Below are 18,161 nucleotides of genomic sequence, written 5' to 3' on the forward strand. Positions count from 1 at the left end.
GATCCCCAGATGCGCACGGAATGCCGGCACCGAATGCGGGAAAAGAGCCGCCGCAGGCAGGAACGCATCCAAGCCTCGCCAGCCATCATCCACAAGATATTCGAGCTTCGACACGGGTGCGCACTCAGCCAATGGGTGCCTGCCACCATTACGACGTGACAGACTGTCCTATTCAGCTTCGCCGTCACTCTCTAAAATTTTCTTACAGACTCTGCCTTTATCGCGGAATGCGAAGGGGCTGGTAAATAAAGCCTTAGCGCCCTGTGCCGGACTGAAACGGGGGAGGCGCAAGACCGCGCGAGGGAAAGGCGCGTTCCGCCTGCGGCCGGGGCCAGAGCGGCACTTTTTTGAGCCATAGGCGCAGCGCTTCGTAGTGAATACCGGCGATGACTTTCAGCGTCATAAAGGGCAAAGCAAAGAAACGCCGGAGCAGCGCACCGTCGGAAAGCGCCGCCCGCTCGCCCTGAAGCGCCGCCGTAAGCGTCAGCTCTCCATCGAGAAGATACCGGATATGGACGAAGAGCTTTTCATCCGGCGCGCAGAGCCTAAGCCGGTAATGGCCGCGTTCCGGGTTGAAGGGAGAAACATAAAGAAGCTTACCCGTCTCATGGGTGACGGGCCCCGCCACCTCTTCCACGAGGCATGGATAGACATGGCGCTCCCCGAACGTATTCGTGACCTGATAGAGCAGCGCCGTCAGCCGGCCTTCTTCGTCATAGCAATAGAAGATGGCAAGCGGATTGAAGGTATAACCGAGCATGCGCGGATGGGCGAGAAGGAGAATGCGCGCCGGGGGCTTGCTGTGCCCGCATTCGCTGAGCACGCTTTCCACCCAGCCGCGCAAATCTTCATCCTGCCCGGTCCCGTGATCTTTCGGATGGAAAGAAAAGAGATTGCGCGCGCCGAGCGAAAAGAACCGCAGCGCCTTATCGAGCAGCGGCAATTCATCCAGATCGAAAAGCCCGTAAAAGACCTTGTAGGAAAAGCCGTGAACGCGGGGGCGCAGACGCCGGTGGAGGACGCGTCCATCGTAAAGCGCGCTGGAAAATTCCCCGCTCATGCCGCCTCCGCCTGCCGCTCGGGGGCCGGTGCTTCCGGCGGCAGCAAGAGCCGGCTCGAGGGATTTTTGAGATGCCAGGGCCGCATCACGCCGCCAAGCTGCTCGGCCACCGCAAGACCTGCCTGCAAGCCATCCTCATGAAAGCCCGCACCGAAATAAGCCCCGCAGAACCACGTATTGCGCACCCCCTGCAGCTGCCAGAGCGCACGCTGATTGCGCAGCGCATGGCGGTTGAAGACGGGATGGTCGTATTCAAAGCGCCCGAACACTTGGTCCTCGCGCGGCGCGGCGGAAGGATTGAGCGTAACAAGCACCGGCGTCTTTGTCGGCAAAGATTGCAACTGGTTCATCCAATAGGTCACGCAGACCGCCTCACCTTCCCCGCCCATATAATTCCAGCTCGACCAAACCTTCCGGTTTGCCGGCATGAAACGCGTATCGCTGTGAAGATAGGCGATGTTCTTTTGATAAGGAAAGGCGCCGAGCGTTGCTTCTTCCGCCGCGCTCGCATCGCCAAGCAGCGCCAGCGCCTGGTCGCTATGACAGGCAAAGACCACGTCGTCGAAAGGCTCGCGCCCATGTTTGGCGCTATGCACGAGAACGCCCAGGTCGGTGCGGGTCACACGCTCGATCCGCGCCCCGAGGCGGACATCGGCCTGCATGTCGCCGGCAAGCGCCTCCACGTAAGTGCGTGAGCCGCCCGCCACCGTGCGCCACATGGGCCGGTCCTTGATGCGCATCAGGCCGTGATTCTCAAAGAACCGCAGGAAGGCGAGCGCGGGATATTGCTCTACCTGCTCCACCGGCAAAGACCAGATCGCCGCGCACATGGGCAAGAGATGATCGCGCTGGAAAGAACGAGAATAGCCATGCGCCTCCAGGAAGACTCGGAGCGGCTGCTCGGCCAGGGAAAGATCGCCGGCAAGACGCGGGCCTGCGCGGTAGAGTTTCAGAATATCCCGGATCATCCGCCACATACGCGGGCGCAGCACATTGCGCCGATCGGCGAAGAGGCCTTTCATGCCCGAGCCGGAATATTCAAAGGCGCCGTTTTCAAGCGAGGCAGCAAAGGACATGTTGCTTTCGGCCGTCGGCACACCCAGATGCGCGAAGAGCTTTACGAGATTGGGATAGTTGGGCGCATTATAGACGATGAAGCCCGTATCGACGGGAATGGAGCCCTCCGCCAGCGGCACATCCACCGTATGCGCATGGCCGCCCAGACGTTCTTCTTTTTCAAAAAGCGTCACCTCATGGCTTTTGGACAGCAGCCATGCGGCGGAGAGCCCGGAAATACCCGAGCCGATAACGGCGATCTTGCGGGAGGATACGGGCCGGCGCGGCGTCTCGGCAGCCTGGAAAAAAGGGCGGGTCATAAAAATCCTCGCTAACTGAATGTAGCCCTCTTACGCGGCGGCAGAGCCCGCGGATCATTGGTCCTCAAGCTGGCGTCATCTAAGTAAAGAAACCATTGCCGTGCATTTTCCGCTCAATATTTAGAGATTGCGGCGTTTTGCTTTAGGGTGATCCGGCAAATGAGCTTTCCCGTAAGAGGTGTATGCGTGCGACCCTTGCCCTTGAGACCGATCTTGCAGGCGCCTGGCTTCCGGCAGGCGGCGCGCATTTGTCTACGCCGCACCGGAACGGTAAAAAGGGCCGGCGCATGAGTGAGGCCAGATCCGCAGATCCGGATATAGCCGCTCTCAACGCCTGCCTGCAGAAGATTGCATCATCAGCGGACCGCGGCGCCTTCATGCAGCTTTTCGACCATTTCGGCCCGAGGCTGAAATATTTCCTGCTGCAAAAGGGATGCACGGACGGCGAGGCCGAAGATCTGGTGCAGGACGTGATGCTGACCGTCTGGCGCAAGGCGAAGCAGTTCGATCCGGGCAAGGCGGCGGCAAGCACTTGGATTTTTACCATCGCGCGCAACCGCTTCATCGACACCAAACGCCGCGAGCGCGTGATGGTCGATTTCGACACCTGCCCGGAAGCCGAGCAGGTGAGCGAGGAAACGGCGGAAGACGAGATCACCCAGAGCGAACTTGCCGCCGATGTCGCCGCCGCCATGGCCGAATTGCCGCAGGCACAAGCAGAAGTGATCCAAATGGCCTTTATCGACGGTAAAAGCCACAGTGAAATTGCAGAGGAGCTGGGCGTCCCGCTCGGCACCGTAAAATCGAGGATAAGACTGGCATTTGCCAGATTGCGTGAGGTTCTGGAGTCCCACAGATGAGCGTTGCAAACTCCCAAAACCTAAAAGCGCCGCAAACGGCCCCCAAGCACCGGTTGGGCGATGAATGGCTGGTGGGGCTGGCAAGCGGCACCTTGAGCGAAGGTGAAGCGATGTTTGCGCGCACCTGCCTGTCCTTCGTGCCCGAAGCGGCGAACGATCTGGCGCTTGCGCAAACGCTGGGCGGCGCGGCTTTGGAACGCGCGCCGAAAGCCGCTCTCAATGCCGGTGCGCGCGCTTCGCTTCTTGCCGCGCTCGATGGCGCGGAGATGGAACCTGCCGCGCCCAGCCCCGCACCCGACCCCGCAACCCGCAAAGAGCGCCAGCAAGGCGGCGTCATGCCCGCCGTGCTGCAGGACTATGCCGGGGGCGATATCGACCGGATGAAATGGTCCTATCTCGGCCCCGGCATGAAAAAAGTGCGGCTCTGGCAGAACGACAAAGGCCAAACGCTCTGGATGCTGCGCGCCCAGCCCGGCGTCAAAATTCCCGAACACACCCATGAGGGAACGGAACTGACGCTGGTCCTCAAAGGCAGCTTCCATGATGCCTTCGGCCATTACGGGCCGGGCGATGTGGAAGAGACCGATGACAGCCACACCCATGACCTCGTCATCGATGAGGGCGGGGAATGTATCTGCCTGGCGCTGACCGACCGGCCGCTCAAATTCAAAGGCTGGATTGCCCGGGCCATGCAGCCCTTTATCGGGCTCTAAACCGGTCTTTCAGGGCAGCACCGCCCAAACAAAAACGGCCCCCGGAAGGGGGCCGTTTCGTTTGTTCTGGCAGGATGCCTTAAGCAGCCGTGTAGCCCAGCATGGCTTTGACTTCGAGGAATTCCTCAAACCCGTGATCGCCCCATTCACGGCCATTGCCCGACTGCTTGTAGCCGCCGAACGGCGCGCCGAAATCGGGACCTGCACCATTGATGTGGACGTTGCCGGTGCGCAGCTGCGCGGCCACTTTACGGGCATGTTCCGGCTCGCCGGACACATAGCCGGAAAGACCGTAAACCGTGTCATTGGCAATCTCGATCGCCTCGGCTTCATCCTTGTAAGGCAGGATGGTAAGAACCGGGCCGAAGATTTCCTCGCGTGCAATCGTCATATCATTGGTGACATTGGCGAAGATGGTCGGGCGCACATAGTAGCCCTTGTTCAGCCCTTCCGGACGGCCGACGCCGCCAGCCACAAGCTGCGCGCCTTCGTCGATGCCCTTCTGGATGAGATCCTGGATCTTGTTGAACTGGACCTCGCTGACAACCGGACCGATCGTCGTGCCTTCGGCGGTCGGATCGCCGGGCTTGACCTGCTCAGCCGTTGCGCGGGCGATTTCCACCGCCTCGTCGTGACGGCTGGCCGGCACGAGCATACGGCTCGGTGCGTTACAGGACTGGCCCGAATTCGTCATCATGCTCATGACGCCGCCGGACACGGCTTTCTGCAGGTCGGCATCTTCCAGAATGACATTGGCCGACTTGCCGCCCAGTTCCTGCGCCACGCGCTTGACCGTATCGGCAGCGTTTTTCGCGACCGCGATGCCGGCGCGGGTGGAACCGGTGAAGGAGACCATGTCCACATCCGGATGCGAGGAAAGCGGAACGCCGACGCCCATGCCATCGCCATCAACGAGGTTGAAGACGCCTTTGGGCACACCGGCTTCATCGAAAATTTCGGCCAGGATATGCGCATTGAGCGGGGCGACTTCGGAAGGCTTCAGCACCATGGTGCAGCCTGCGGCCAGCGCCGGGGCGACTTTACAGATGATCTGGTTGACCGGCCAGTTCCACGGCGTGATGAAACCGCACACACCGATCGGCTCTTTAGCGATGCGGGTGGCGCCGCGGTCTTCTTCGAATTCGTAATCCTTCAGGATTTCCAGCGTCTTGGCGAGATGGCCAAGGCCGGTTGCGGCCTGCGCGGCTTTGGAGAGCCAGAGCGGCGCGCCCATTTCCTCGGAAATCGTCGTGACGATATCGTCATAACGCTTCTGATAGACCTCGATGACCTTCTGAAGCAGCGCCATGCGCTCTTCACGGGTCGTGCGCGAATAGGTCTTGAAGGCTTCCTTCGCGGCGGCGACGGCCTTGTCCACATCGGCGGCGCTGCCGAGGCTGATCTTCGCGAAAGGCTCTTCGGTCGCCGGGTTGATGACCTCGAAATCGTTCGCTTTTACCGGATCGACCCACTGGCCATTGATATAAAATTTGCGGCAGTCCTTCATCTCGTCCTCCGTGTGATGCCGTCCCTGCTGGGTCTTGTTGGGCTTTGCCCAGCTCAGACTAATATTTGGCTGGTTACGATGGCTCTGGCCTGTCCGCTTTTCAAGCGCCCGCTTTTGCTTTTCCCTCGGGCGCCGGGGGAAACCGGAACAGAGCGGTTTGCGTGCCGGAAACCTGACACAGAGCCAGCCCGGCGGTCCAGCAAAAATGGGGTAATTACCCCATTTCCATCAGGTAATTTGTGCTTTCCGGCTACCCGTACAAGGGCTTTAAAGCATAAAACAGGCGCAGCCCCGTTGAAACACAAATGAACCGGCGGGTGCATTTTCAGGCGAAGGCGCATAGACTGCCGCCCGATAACAAATCCGCGAGTCGCCCCGTCCATGAGTTCCCCGCCCCCTGCAGCCGCCCTTTCAGATGCCGACAGCGCCGCGCCCCGTTCAAGGGAAGAGGCGGAAGCGGCCTATGAGGCGCAGGTCTGGCGCGACCTGCCGCGCAATTACGCGGCCCATCTCGTGCACGGGCTTTTGGGGCAAACGGGTTTCCGCCTCGTCCATGCACCCACCTTCGTACCCGCCTATATCTATCTGCTCTCAGGCTCTGAAATTGCCGTCGGCCTTGCCCTTGCCGCGCAATATCTCGGCGCCGCGCTTTCTTCCGTTTTCGGCGCCACTTTGATCGAACACCGCAAACGCGTGCTGCCCGTGGGTTTCGTCACCGGGGGCCTGATGCGTCTTCAGGTGCTCGGCCTGGCGCTGAGCGGGCTTTTTCTTTCAAGCGACTACGCGCTCGCCGCCGCAACGCTGTTCCTCGGGCTGTTCGGCTTTTTCAACGGCATGCAGGCGGTGATGTTCAACTACCTGCTCTCCAAGGTCATTCCCGTGGCGCGGCGCGGGCGGCTGACGGGCCTGCGCAATTTCCTTGCCGGCATCACCGCCTCGGCGGTCGCCTATTTCGGCGGCTCCTATTTCGTCGAGACGAATGCGCTTGGCAACGGCTATTCGGCGACCTTCCTTGTCGCCTTCGCCATGACGAGCGCCGGGCTCTTGATGCTGCTCTTCGTGCGCGAACCGGAACCGCCGGTGGTGCGCAGCCAGTCGAAATTCGCAAGCCGCCTGAAAGAGCTGCCCGCCATGCTGAAGACGGACCCGGCCTATACGAAATTCTTTCTCGCCCGCGCGCTTTCCGCCTTCGGCACCATCGCCGTGCCGTTCTATGTGCTTTATGCGGGCCAGCGCATCGGCCTGTCCGGTTATATTGTCGGCATTCTCTCGATCGCGTTTTTGCTGACGCAAACAGCGACGAACCTTGCCTGGGGCGCGCTTGCCGACCGCACGGGCAACCGGCTTGTCTTCATCGCCTCACTCGGGCTTTGGGTCGCCTCGACGCTGCTCCTGATGGGCGCGGAAGATATCTGGCTCGTCTCCATCGCATTCGGCGGGCTCGGCGCGGGTTTCGGCGGCTGGCAGATCGCTTCGCAAAATCTCGTGCTGGAATTCGGTGCGCGCGAGGATTTGCCTATGCGCATTGCCGTGTCGAATTCGGCCACCTGGGCGATGATGGCGGCGGGCCCCGCCTTTGGCGGCGTGCTGGCCTCGAGCGGCACCTTCGAAAGCGTTTTTGCCGTCGCCATGGCCTGCCAGACGGCAGCGCTATTGCTTGTATTTTTCTTCGTGGATGAACCGCGCCGCCGCAGAGGTTAAAGAACCTGCTCAACCGCCATTCGGCCCCAGCGCATGTTCGGCCGGGGCGATATTTTCATCCGGCAGGAAGGTTTCTTCGGCGTCCGGCTGCATGTCAGCCTCCGCCTCCCGGCGCTCCGCAAGCCGCACCGCAACTTTTTCCACCTCTCCCCAGACGCGCAGCAGATTGCCGCCCCAGAGCTTTTCGATGTCTTCGTCAGAATAGCCGCGCCGGATGAGCTCGGCGGTGACATTGACGGTCTCCGCCGCATTGTCCCAGCCCTTCACGCCGCCGCCGCCGCCGAAGTCGGAGGAAATGCCGACATGGTCGATCCCCATCACCTTCACGGCATGGTCGATATGATCGACGAATTCTTCAAGGCTCGCGCGGTCATAGCGTGCGCCGATTTCCTTCATGCCATTGACGAAAGCGGGCAGCTTGCCGTGCTTGATATAGCTAAAATGCGCATCCCCCGCAGCCCGCGCGACGCGGCTGCGCAGCCCGCGCTCTTCGGCGGCGCGCGCCGCATCCACCTTCACATAGGCCGAGAAAGCAACGACCTGCATCACCCCGCCGGTGCGCGCCAAGGCTTCCATCTGCTCATCGGAAAGATTGCGCGGATGATTGCCGAGCTCGGAGACGGCGGAATGAGAGGCAATGACGGGCGCGGCGGAAACGCGCAGCGCCTCCATCATCGCATCGCGGGAAATATGGGAAACATCGACCATCATGCCGAGCCGGTTCATCTCGGCCACCACCTCGCGCCCGAAAGCGCTGAGCCCCCCATGCTCGATTTCCGCATCCCCAAGATGGGAAAGCGGAATGGAACTGTCGCAAATATCGTTATGGCCGATATGGGCGAGCGTCATGTACCGAGCGCCGAGATGGTAATATTTCTCAAGAAGAGAAATGTCCTTGCCGATCACATAGCCGTTCTCGATGCCGATCAGCGCGGCCTTTTTGCCGGCCGCATGAATGCGCGCCACATCTTCCGCCCGCACCCCAAGCTCGATTTCATCGGGATAAAGCTCTTCGGCCATGCGGCGGATAGCAGTGAATTTCAAAAGCGCCGCGTCTTTAGCCGCTTCATAGCCTTCCGGCGTGCGCGGACCCTGGCCCACATAAACAATGAAGAAGGCCGCATCCATGCCGCCCCGGTGCATCTTGGGCAGATCGACCTGCATGCCCGTCAGGCGGCCGGGATCATGCTCGGGCACTTTCGTATAATCGGGCGGAATATCCACATGGCTGTCGAGCGCAATGACGCGGCGCTGCAAGGCCCGCGCATGGGAGAGAACGGACTTTTCGCGCACCGCTTCAGGCAGGCCATCCTTCAAATGCACGACAAGAGCAATCGGCGCGGCGACAAGTCCGGCAAACCCCAAACCAAAAGCAATTGCCGCCAATCCCCCAGAGGCTTTCCGCATCGCATCCTCGCCTTGCCCGTTCAACGCCAACCGGCCAAGCCTACACACCGCCCGCGCGCTCAAACGCGGGAAGGCTCTTACCGGTGAATCGGGTGCGATGCTGGCACAGACCCGCCCCCCGCGCCACCCATCCGGCATTTTAACCGGCCAGGCCGTAAGGGATGCCCATGCTTAGTGCTTAGCCCTGCATGAGCCGCATGACCTCAAGGCGCAGCACGATGGAAAGCGCCTCGCCCAGCGCCTGGCGGTCCCGCATTTCCAGCCCGCCCTCTTCCAGCGCCTTCTGCCAGCTCTTGACCCAATCGACGGGCGCGTCTTCTCCCTGCCCATGGGCGCCCGTTCCGCAGAGCTCCCCGCCGCGCAGCAGCGCGGCATGAAGGACCGGCGAAATCAGCTCGGCCGCCGCCAAATGGTCGGCAAGAACGGCCAGGTGAGACGCCGGCAGGGCACGGACATCATAGCGCCCGGCAATATGTGCCCAGACGGCAGTCCGTGCCTGTTCCCGGCCGATGAGCCGGACTTGGCCGCGGGGTTTGGGAGTGCCCGGATTTGCAGAGTTTTCTGCGGTTTCAGAAAGATCTTCGACGAAGAAAAGGTCAAGCATGCTCATCAATTCGGGCCTCCATAAGCAGGGTTTGGAAAGAGCATCGCAAGCCCCTTGCCAGTTTTGGCCCGCTTCGCATCTTGCATCGGCGGGCGCGAAACGCGCGGGATGTCCCCCGCCCCGCACCCCCTTGGCAAAAGGCGCGGGATCGGTCATGTTATTGACCAAGTGACAAGTTACAAACACCGGCGCAGACCGGACAATTGTGCTCAGGGGAGGATGGAAGAATGGCGGACCACGCACTCGACAATGAAATGGTGGACCCGAGAACCTTCGGGAAAGAGAACCGGCTGCACGAAATCTATAGCGAGCTGCGCCGGGAGGACCCGGTGCATTGGACCGAGCCCGACGAATACCGCCCCTTCTGGGCCGTGACGAAACATGCCGACATTCTGGAAATCGAACGCCAGTCCGACATTTTTCTGAACGATCCGCGCACCACCCTGCTCACCCGCCAGCAGGAAGCCGATGTGCTGGAATTTACCGGCGGCAGCCACATCGCCATCCGCTCGCTCGTGCAGATGGACAATCCCGACCACCGCGTCTTGCGCGCGCTGACCCAGTCCTGGTTTATGCCGCCCAATCTGAAAAAGATGGATGGCGCGCTTGCCAGCCTGTCCAAGGAATTCGTGGACAAGATGGAAGGGCTTGGCGGGGAATGCGACTTCGTCACCGATGTCGCCGTCTGGTACCCGCTGCGCGTAATCATGAACATTTTGGGCGTGCCGCGCGAAGACGAGCCGCTGATGCTGAAGCTGACGCAGGAACTGTTCGGCTCCTCAGACCCGGACATGCAGCGTGAAGACAAGCAGGCCATGTTCGATTCCAATGTCATCACCGACTTCTTCAACTATTTCACGAAGATGACGGAAGACCGCCGGGCCAACCCGACCGACGATGTGGCCAGCGTCATCGCCAATGCCACAGTGCATGGTGAGCCGATCAACCATATCGACGCCATGGGCTATTACATCATCGTGGCAACGGCCGGCCATGACACGACGTCCTCTTCGACGGCAGGCCTTCTGCTGGCGCTGTTGCAGAACCCGGATCAGATGGCGAAGCTGAAAGCCGATCTGAGCCTCCTGCCCGGCGCCATTGAAGAGGCGATCCGCTGGGTAACGCCGGTCAAACACTTCTTCCGCACCGCGACGCAGGATTATGAGCTGCGCGGCAAGAAGATCAAAAAGGGCGACTCTCTTTTGATGTGCTATCCTTCCGCGAACCGCGACGAGGACGTCTTCGAGAACCCCTTCACCTTCGATATCGAGCGCAAACCCAACAAACATGCCGCCTTCGGCCATGGGGCGCATCTGTGCCTGGGCATGCACTTGGCGCGCATGGAGATCAAGGCGCTCTTCAGCGAGCTTCTGCCCCGGCTCGACCATGTGGAGCTCGCAGGCGAGCCTTCCTGGGTGCAGGCGAATTTCGTCAGCGGCCTGAAGCACCTGCCGATCCGCTATCAGATGCAGCGCAAAGCCGCTTAAATCTTCCGGCCCAAACGCCGGAAAACCGCCAAAAAAGCCGCCTCTCCCGGAAACCGGAGGGGCGGCTTTTTCGTGAGGCTTTATGCCGCTGGAACCAGCCGCGCTTTTGGCGTAGATAGGCGCCCATGAGCGAGACCTTGACCCCCACCGCCCCGCGCCGCCTGGCGAGCGCCCCGAAGATCGGCATTGTGAGCCTCGGCTGCCCCAAGGCGCTGGTGGATTCCGAACGTATTCTCACGCGCCTGCGCGCCGAAGGCTATGAAGTCTCCCCGACCTATGACGGGGCGGACGCCGTGATCGTCAATACCTGCGGCTTTCTCGATAGCGCCAAGGCGGAGTCGCTTTCGGCGATCGGCGAGGCGCTGGCCGAAAACGGCCGCGTCATCGTGACAGGCTGCATGGGCGGCGACGAAGCCTCGATCCGCGATACGCACCCGGGTGTTCTCGCCGTCACCGGCCCGCATCAATATGAAGCCGTGGTCGCCGCCGTGCATGAAGCCGTGCCGCCCGCACCCGAACCCTTCATCGATCTCGTGCCCGAGCAGGGGATCAAGCTCACCCCGCGCCATTATGCCTATTTGAAGATTTCAGAGGGCTGCAACCACCGCTGCTCCTTCTGCATCATTCCGAGCCTGCGCGGGGACCTGGCGAGCCGGCCCGCCGCCCATGTGCTCACCGAAGCCGAGCGCCTTGCCAAAGCCGGGGTGAAGGAGCTGATGGTGATCTCCCAGGACACCAGCGCCTATGGCCTCGATATCGGCTATGCGGCAAGCAGCTGGCGCGGCAAGGAACGGCGCGCCCATATCACCGATCTGGCAGACGCGCTGGGCGAGCTCGGCATCTGGGTGCGGATGCATTACGTCTATCCTTATCCGCATGTGGACGATCTTCTGCCGCTCATGGCGGAAGGGAAAATCCTTCCCTATCTCGACATTCCCTTCCAGCACGCAAGCCCCAGGGTGCTCAAAGCCATGCGCCGCCCGGCCAATCAGGAAAAGGTGCTGCACCGGATCGCCAAATGGCGCGAGATCTGCCCCGATCTCGCCATCCGCTCCACTTTCATTGTCGGCTTTCCGGGGGAGACGGAAGAAGACGTGGACTTCCTTTGCGGCTGGCTGCAGGAAGCCGAACTCGACCGTGTGGGCTGCTTCAAGTATGAGCCCGTGGAAGGGGCCGCCGCCAACGAGCTGGAAGGCGCGGTGCCCGAAGACGTGAAACAGGCGCGCTGGGAACGCTTCATGCAGACCCAGCAGGAAATCAGCGCCAAGCGCCTTGCCCGCAAGGTCGGCACCATGATCGACGTCATCGTCGATGAAGTGGACGGCGAAGGCGCGATTGCCCGCTCCAAAGCGGACGCGCCGGAAATCGACGGCAATGTCTTTTTGAACGGGGATACAGACGTCAAACCCGGCGACATCGTTCAGGTGCGCGTCGAACATGCCGACGAATACGACCTCTGGGCGATCCGGCCTTAAGATTTAAGGTTTAAGGCTCAAAGCCCTGCCCCATCGAAAAATGCGCCAAGTGCGAGCCGTCCCTGCCGCTCAAGGACGGGCGAATATTTCTCGGTATCGGCGCGCAGGCCCTGAACGCTTACGCCTTCCGTCGCGTTGATCTCGCCCGTATGCCCGACGAACCAACGCTCGAGCGGGGCGCCGCAGGCTTCCAGATGAAATTGCAGGCCGAGTGCATGAGTGCCGATTGAAAACGCCTGCACCGGACAAAGCGGGGTCGAGGCGAGCCGCACCGCCCCGTCCGGCAGATCGCAAATATCCCCGTGCCAATGAAGGACGGGCGTGATCTCCCCGCTCACATGAGAAAGCGGTGAGCCCGCGCCTTCTTCCGTCAGCTCGATAGGCGCCCAGCCGATTTCTTTTCCCCGGCCGGGGCGCACATCCGCGCCGAGCGCTTTGGCCATAAGCTGCGCGCCAAGGCAAATGCCGAGCACCGGCTTTTGCGCCGCAAGCCGCGCTTTGATGAAAGCGGTTTCTTCGGCAAGCCAGGGATAATCCGCTTCCTCGTAAACGCCGATCGGCCCGCCGAGAACAAGCAGCAGATCGGGCGCCAAAGGATCGAGCCCTTGCAGTCCGCCCATCGGCACATCCGCATAGGAAAGCGCAATGCCGCGCTCTTCCAGAACGGACGCAATAAGCCCGGCATCTTCGAAACCGACATGAATAAGAGCAAGAGCGCTGCGCGTCATGGAACCTCATCAAACAAGCGTGACTGAAAAAATCCGCCATACCTTCTTATATAAGGGGCAGCGGCGCGGAATGGAAAAGCCAATCTGAAGATTTCCGCTAGATACAACGGATACGCCAGAGAAGACAAAACGGGAGGACGGCATGAGCGGAAAAGTGGCCATCATATTCGGCGTCGGCGCGGTGCACGGGCTGGGCGCGGCGCTCGCGCGCAAATTCGCAAGCGAAGGCATGAACGTGCTTCTTGCCGGGCGCACGCAGGAAAAATTAGGCAAGGCCGCCGAAAGCATTGCCGAAGGCGGCGGCAAGGCGGCAACGGCCATTGCCGATGTGACGCGCCCCGACGAGGTGGCCCGCGCCTTCGATGCCGCCGAAAAGCTCGGCGAGCTCGAGGCCGTTCTTTATAACGCAGGCAATAACGCCATCATTCCGTTTATGGAGCTGACGCCGGAGCGCTTTGAAGAGTTCTGGCGCGTCGGCTGCCTTGGCGGGTTTCATGTCGGCCAGGAAGCGGTACGCCGCCTTTTGCCGCGCGGGCACGGCTCCATTCTTTTCACCGGCGCCTCGGGCTCACTGCGCGGCAAAGCCAATTTTGCGCATTTCGCCTCCGCCAAAGCCGCGCTGCGCAACATGGTGCAATCCATGGCGCGCGAGTTCGGCCCTCAAGGTCTTCATATCGGCCATGTCGTGATCGACGGCGTGATCAACGGGGAGATGGCCCGCTCGCGCTTTCAGGCCTATCTCGACAAGCTGGGCGATGACGGCGCGCTGGAACCCGATGCAATTGCCGAGGCTTTCTGGGCTTTACATGAACAGCCGCGCAGCGCCTGGACGCATGAGCTCGACCTGCGGCCCTTCAAGGAAAACTGGTAAGCGCGCCCTCAAAGCATCTGCGGGATTTTGCCCGGCGGCAATTATGGGTAGGCTGGCAAAAAAGGAAACGCCATGCCAGTCAATCCCTTCGCCCGCATTCTGAACGAAAAGCGCGCGCCTGAAACACCGGAAGCGGCGATCAAGGCCGCCGCCACGCTCTATCATGCCTGGTTCACCGGCCTGATGCTGCATCTGACCTTACGCAAAGGCGCGGAAGTGGCGGGCAAATGGACCTTCCGCCTCTTCCGCCGCCAGCATCTGGAAAAATTCAAATCAAGCTTCGATAAGCTGGGCCTCACTCATCTGCCCGATGCCGTGGCGGCGGCGCAATATCACTATCTCTCGAACTCCGTCGGCGGGGTGGAGGTCGAGTTCATTCCCGAAAGCGACACCAAGGCCTGGGTGCATTTTTGCCATCCGCGCTGGATGTTTCAGGGCACCGCGCTTTGCGGCCTGCCGGTCGAAGTGAGCCGCGGCTTCCTGGAAGGCTGGTACGGGCATAACGGCGTTTCATTGAACAATCCGCGCCTCGGCTTTGTCTGCGTCAGCGAAGATATGACTGGCCAATACGGCCTTGCCGGATATTTCAAGGAGTTCGGCCGCGAACTCGCGCCCCATGAGCGCCTGCAATTTGCGCCGGGCGAGACCGCCCCGCCTTTCGATCCCGGCAAGGCGCCGGGCCTCGATGCGGAAAGCTGGCCGCCTGCCCGGCTTATCAAAGCCAACCGCAATTATGCGATGGAATATATCAAGACCGGGCTCAACGAGCTTTGCGCGCTGATCGGCCCGGCGGAGGCACGCGATATTGCAGGTCATGCCGCCACATTGATCGGCCGGCAATTTTACCGCGAGCTGCAAAGCCTGATGGGACTGCCTGAGGACGATGACAGCCCCGCCGCCTTTGCCCGTTTCATGGAGCGCATGGCGGGCGCGCAGGACGATAAGCTTTCATGGGAAGAAAAAGACGGCGCGCTTTTCTTGCATCTCGATGGCTGGCGGCTGATGCGTGGGCGCGAGAATGTGCCTCATGAAGCCTATGAGGCCTGGATGCGGCTTTGGGAAGGCTGCCTTGCCGTCCATAACCGGTTTTTGAAACTCGACATGATCGCCCGGCAGGATTACGGCGACCCGCACACCGTGCTGCGCATCCGCGCCGTCAGTGAAAATCGCGCGAACCCGGCATGATGCGCTGATTACGCGGATGCCCGCCCGCCCGGCTTTGAGCAGGAATGGGGCGCATCTCCGCCGGGTCGGGGCCCATGAGCTCGCCCAGAAGATCCGTCCAGTCTTCCATCTGCTCGGCCACTACATGGGTGACGCCTTCCTGCTTTTGCAAGCGCCCGCGCACTTTCATGATGCGCGCGCCCATGACGATGCGCCGGTAGCGTTCGAACACCCGCACCCAGATCACGCAATTGACGATGCCGGTCTCATCTTCCAGCGTTACGAAAATCGCCTTGCCGCCGCCGGGGCGCTGTCGCACCAGAACGACGCCCGCCACTTCGACATATTTGCCGTCCGCCGTCTTTTCGAGCCGCGCCGAGGAATGAATTTTCCGCTCTTCCAAAATGGGCCTTAAGAAGGAAAGCGGGTGCGCTTTAAGCGAGAGCCGCAGGGTCTGATAATCGGCCACCACATGCTCGGGCAATCCCATGACCGGCAGCGGGACGGAGGCTTTTTCCTCGCCCTCGTCGCGCGCCTTGGCATGGGCGAAAAGCGGCAGCGGCTTTTCGGTTTTCAGCGCCCGCACTTCCCAAAGCGCCTGACGCCGGTCGAGCCCCATGGAGCGGAAGGCATCCGCCGCCGCAAGCTTCTCCAGCGCCGCAACAGGCACATCGGAAAGAGCGCGCAAATCGCGCAGATCGGCAAACCCTTCCCGGCGCGCCGCCACCAGCGCTTCGGCATGTTCTTCGCTAAGCCCGCTTACTTGCCGCATGCCGAGGCGCAGCGCATGGCGCATGCCCGCCAAAGGCTCGAGCGTATTGTCCCAATCGCTGTGATTGATATCGACCGGGCGCACCTCCACCCCGTGATCACGCGCGCAAGAGACAATTTGCGCGGGCGCATAGAACCCCATGGGCTGCGCATTCAACAGCCCGCAGGCAAAAACCTCCGGATAAAAATGTTTCAACCAGGAGGAAACATAAACAAGCTTGGCAAAGCTTGCCGCATGGCTTTCTGGAAAACCGTAATCGCCGAACCCTTCGATCTGCTTGAAGCAGCGCTCGGCAAAATCAGAGGGGTAGCCGCGCCCGGTCATCCGGCTGATGAATTTCTCCCGCAAGGTGCCGATCGTGCCGCGCCGGCGGAACGTCGCCATGGCATGGCGCAGCTCATTCGCTTCATCGGACGTGAATTTCGCCGCCACGATGGCGATCTTCATTGCCTGCTCTTGGAAAAGCGGCACGCCGAGCGTCTTGTTGAGCACCCGGCGCAATTCTTCCGGATCACCGTGTTCGGGCGCCGGGCCTTCAATCTTGACTTCTTCCTTGCCGCTGCGCCGCCTCAGATAAGGATGGACCATATTCCCCTGAATGGGCCCGGGCCGCACGATCGCAACTTCGATGACAAGATCGTAAAACGTGCGAGGCTTGAGGCGCGGCAACATGCTCATTTGCGCGCGGCTTTCGATCTGGAAAACGCCGACCGTATCCGCCTTGCAGATCATGTCGTAAACCGCCGGCTCTTCCGTCGGCACGCTCGCCAGCGTCCAGCGCTCGCCGTAATGCTCTTCGATGAGATCGAAACATTTGCGGATACAGGTGAGCATACCGAGCCCCAGCACATCCACTTTCAAAATGCCGAGCGCATCGAGATCGTCTTTATCCCACTCGACAAAGGTGCGGTCCTCCATCGCCGCATTGCCGATGGGCACGCTCTCGCATAACGGGCCGCGCGTGAGCACAAAGCCGCCCACATGCTGGGAAAGATGACGGGGAAAACCTTGCAATTCATGGGCAAGCTCAAGCGTGCGGCGCAGATAGGGATCGTTTGGATCGAGCCCGGCTTCGGCCACGCGCTCGGGCTTGAAGCTTTGCCCGCCATAAGAGCCCCAGACCGTGCCGGCCAGCGCGCCCGTCACGTCTTCGCTGAGCCCCATGGCTTTGCCCACTTCGCGCACGGCAGAGCGGGAGCGGTAGGAAATCACCGTCGCGGCAATGCCCGCGCGCATGCGCCCATAACGCCGGTAGATATACTGAATGACCTCTTCGCGCCGCTCATGTTCGAAATCGACATCGATATCGGGCGGCTCGGTGCGCGCTTCGCTGATGAAGCGATCGAAGAGCAGATCCATATCCACCGGGTCGATGGCGGTGATGCCGAGGCAATAACAGACGGCGGAATTCGCCGCCGAGCCGCGCCCCTGGCAGAGAATGTCCTGACTGCGCGCAAAGCTGACAATGTCATGCACGGTCAGAAAGTATGGCGCGTAGTCGCGCTTGGCGATGAGGGAAAGCTCGCGCTTGAGAACGGCGCGCACGTTTTCCGGCACCGCGCCGTCATAAATGCGCTGCGCGCCCGCCTCAACAAGGTCTTCCAAATGGCTTTGCGCGTCTTTCCCTTCCGGCACCGGTTCTTCCGGGTATTCATAGCGCAGCTCATCAAGCGAGAACGTGCAGCGCTCCGCAATCTCCTGCGTCGCAGCAAGGGCTTCTTCATAGCCTTTGAAAAGCCGGGCCATTTCGGCCGAACCTTTCAAATGCCGCTCGGCATTGCCCTCAAGACGCAGGCCGGCCTCAGCAACCGTGCAGCCGAGCCGGATGGCGGCCAGCACATCGGCAAGCGGGCGGCGCTCCGGCACATGATAGAGCACGTCATTCGTGGCAAGGGCGCGCAAGCCGCAACGCGCGCCCAGCGCCGAAAGGGCGGCAAGACGTGCTTTATCGTTTCCCCGGTAAAGATAGGAAAGCGCAAGAAAGGGCGGCTCCCCTTGAAGCGCGCGCAATTGCGCCGCCATTTCTTCAAGTTGCGCCTCGAAAGCATCGTCCCAGACCGGCGGCGGCAGGATGATGACCACCTGCCCGTCGGCATGGGCGTAAACGTCTTCCAGATAAAGATGGCAGGCACCTTTTTCCGCCCGCCCCTTGCCAAGCGTTAAAAGCCGGGAAAGGCGGCCATAAGCGGCCCGGTCCTTTGGATAGAAAATCAGGCTCGGCCCGTCTTCAAGATCGAGCCGCGCACCGACCAGCAGCTTTAGGCCGCGCGCTTTTGCCGCCACATGGGCACGCACCACGCCCGAGAGCGTGTTGCGGTCGGCAAGGCCGATGGCGGAAAGGCCGAGCTCGGCAGCGCGCGCCACAAGCTCTTCTGCGTGGCTGCCCCCTTCCAGGAAACTGAAATTGCTTAAGACCTGAAGCTCCGCGTAACTCAT

At 61.2% G+C, this 18,161-nt stretch carries 14 protein-coding genes; 7 read left to right on the plus strand and 7 right to left on the minus strand.

Annotated elements, in window-relative coordinates:
* Positions 1–253: 253 nt before the first annotated feature.
* Positions 254–1,060 (minus strand): DUF1365 domain-containing protein, encoded by an 807-nt coding sequence (locus ACOQOT_RS12845; protein WP_420559650.1) that lies wholly within the window; start codon positions 1,058–1,060, stop codon positions 254–256.
* Positions 1,057–2,436 carry an NAD(P)/FAD-dependent oxidoreductase gene (locus tag ACOQOT_RS12850; protein WP_420559651.1) on the minus strand — a complete coding sequence of 460 codons (1,380 nt, stop codon included), beginning with the start codon at positions 2,434–2,436 and terminating at the stop codon, positions 1,057–1,059. The genes ACOQOT_RS12845 and ACOQOT_RS12850 overlap by 4 nt, the downstream gene beginning before the upstream one ends.
* A 287-nt stretch (positions 2,437–2,723) precedes the next feature.
* Between ACOQOT_RS12850 and ACOQOT_RS12855 the strand changes: the two genes are divergently transcribed.
* Both ACOQOT_RS12855 and ACOQOT_RS12860 read left to right on the plus strand, forming a co-directional pair.
* Entirely contained in the window at positions 2,724–3,296 is a 573-nt protein-coding gene (locus tag ACOQOT_RS12855; RefSeq protein WP_420559652.1) for a sigma-70 family RNA polymerase sigma factor, read from the plus strand.
* Positions 3,293–4,009, plus strand: coding sequence for a ChrR family anti-sigma-E factor (locus ACOQOT_RS12860; protein ID WP_420559653.1), 717 nt, complete (start codon positions 3,293–3,295; stop codon positions 4,007–4,009). The genes ACOQOT_RS12855 and ACOQOT_RS12860 overlap by 4 nt, the downstream gene beginning before the upstream one ends.
* Positions 4,010–4,088: 79 nt before the next feature.
* Here ACOQOT_RS12860 and ACOQOT_RS12865 read toward each other — a convergent pair whose 3' ends face one another.
* Entirely contained in the window at positions 4,089–5,516 is a 1,428-nt protein-coding gene (locus ACOQOT_RS12865; protein ID WP_420559654.1) for an aldehyde dehydrogenase family protein, read from the minus strand.
* Positions 5,517–5,897: 381 nt separating this feature from the next.
* Between ACOQOT_RS12865 and ACOQOT_RS12870 the strand changes: the two genes are divergently transcribed.
* Positions 5,898–7,217 carry an MFS transporter gene (locus tag ACOQOT_RS12870; protein ID WP_420559655.1) on the plus strand — a complete coding sequence of 440 codons (1,320 nt, stop codon included), beginning with the start codon at positions 5,898–5,900 and terminating at the stop codon, positions 7,215–7,217.
* A 9-nt stretch (positions 7,218–7,226) separates the two neighbouring features.
* On the opposite strand, the gene ACOQOT_RS12875 is transcribed toward ACOQOT_RS12870, so the two are convergent.
* Both ACOQOT_RS12875 and ACOQOT_RS12880 read right to left on the minus strand, forming a co-directional pair.
* Positions 7,227–8,624: a dipeptidase gene (locus tag ACOQOT_RS12875; RefSeq protein ID WP_420559656.1), complete on the minus strand. Its 1,398-nt coding sequence runs from the start codon at positions 8,622–8,624 to the stop codon at positions 7,227–7,229.
* A 178-nt stretch (positions 8,625–8,802) separates the two neighbouring features.
* Positions 8,803–9,234 (minus strand): hypothetical protein, encoded by a 432-nt coding sequence (locus ACOQOT_RS12880; protein WP_420559657.1) that lies wholly within the window; start codon positions 9,232–9,234, stop codon positions 8,803–8,805.
* A gap of 221 nt (positions 9,235–9,455) precedes the next feature.
* On the opposite strand from ACOQOT_RS12880, the gene ACOQOT_RS12885 reads away from it, so the two are divergent.
* Entirely contained in the window at positions 9,456–10,715 is a 1,260-nt protein-coding gene (locus tag ACOQOT_RS12885) for a cytochrome P450 (RefSeq protein ID WP_420559658.1), read from the plus strand.
* Positions 10,716–10,840: 125 nt separating this feature from the next.
* Complete coding sequence (gene rimO / locus ACOQOT_RS12890; RefSeq protein ID WP_420559659.1) at positions 10,841–12,190, plus strand: 30S ribosomal protein S12 methylthiotransferase RimO; 1,350 nt, start codon at positions 10,841–10,843, stop codon at positions 12,188–12,190.
* A gap of 17 nt (positions 12,191–12,207) precedes the next feature.
* Here the strand turns inward: rimO and ACOQOT_RS12895 are convergent, their stop codons facing one another.
* Positions 12,208–12,918, minus strand: a complete 711-nt coding sequence (locus ACOQOT_RS12895; protein ID WP_420559660.1) for a glutamine amidotransferase — start codon at positions 12,916–12,918, stop codon at positions 12,208–12,210.
* Between the two features lie 142 nt (positions 12,919–13,060).
* Here ACOQOT_RS12895 and ACOQOT_RS12900 point away from each other — a divergent pair, with 142 nt between their 5' ends.
* Both ACOQOT_RS12900 and ACOQOT_RS12905 read left to right on the plus strand, forming a co-directional pair.
* Positions 13,061–13,789 carry an SDR family NAD(P)-dependent oxidoreductase gene (locus tag ACOQOT_RS12900; RefSeq protein ID WP_420559661.1) on the plus strand — a complete coding sequence of 243 codons (729 nt, stop codon included), beginning with the start codon at positions 13,061–13,063 and terminating at the stop codon, positions 13,787–13,789.
* Positions 13,790–13,861: 72 nt separating this feature from the next.
* On the plus strand, positions 13,862–14,974 hold the full coding sequence (locus ACOQOT_RS12905; RefSeq protein WP_420559662.1) for a hypothetical protein: 1,113 nt from the start codon (positions 13,862–13,864) through the stop codon (positions 14,972–14,974).
* Here ACOQOT_RS12905 and ACOQOT_RS12910 read toward each other — a convergent pair.
* Complete coding sequence (locus tag ACOQOT_RS12910; protein ID WP_420559663.1) at positions 14,946–18,161, minus strand: error-prone DNA polymerase; 3,216 nt, start codon at positions 18,159–18,161, stop codon at positions 14,946–14,948. The genes ACOQOT_RS12905 and ACOQOT_RS12910 overlap by 29 nt on opposite strands.

Source organism: Tepidicaulis sp. (assembly GCF_965222285.1).
Lineage (GTDB): Bacteria > Pseudomonadota > Alphaproteobacteria > Parvibaculales > Parvibaculaceae > Tepidicaulis.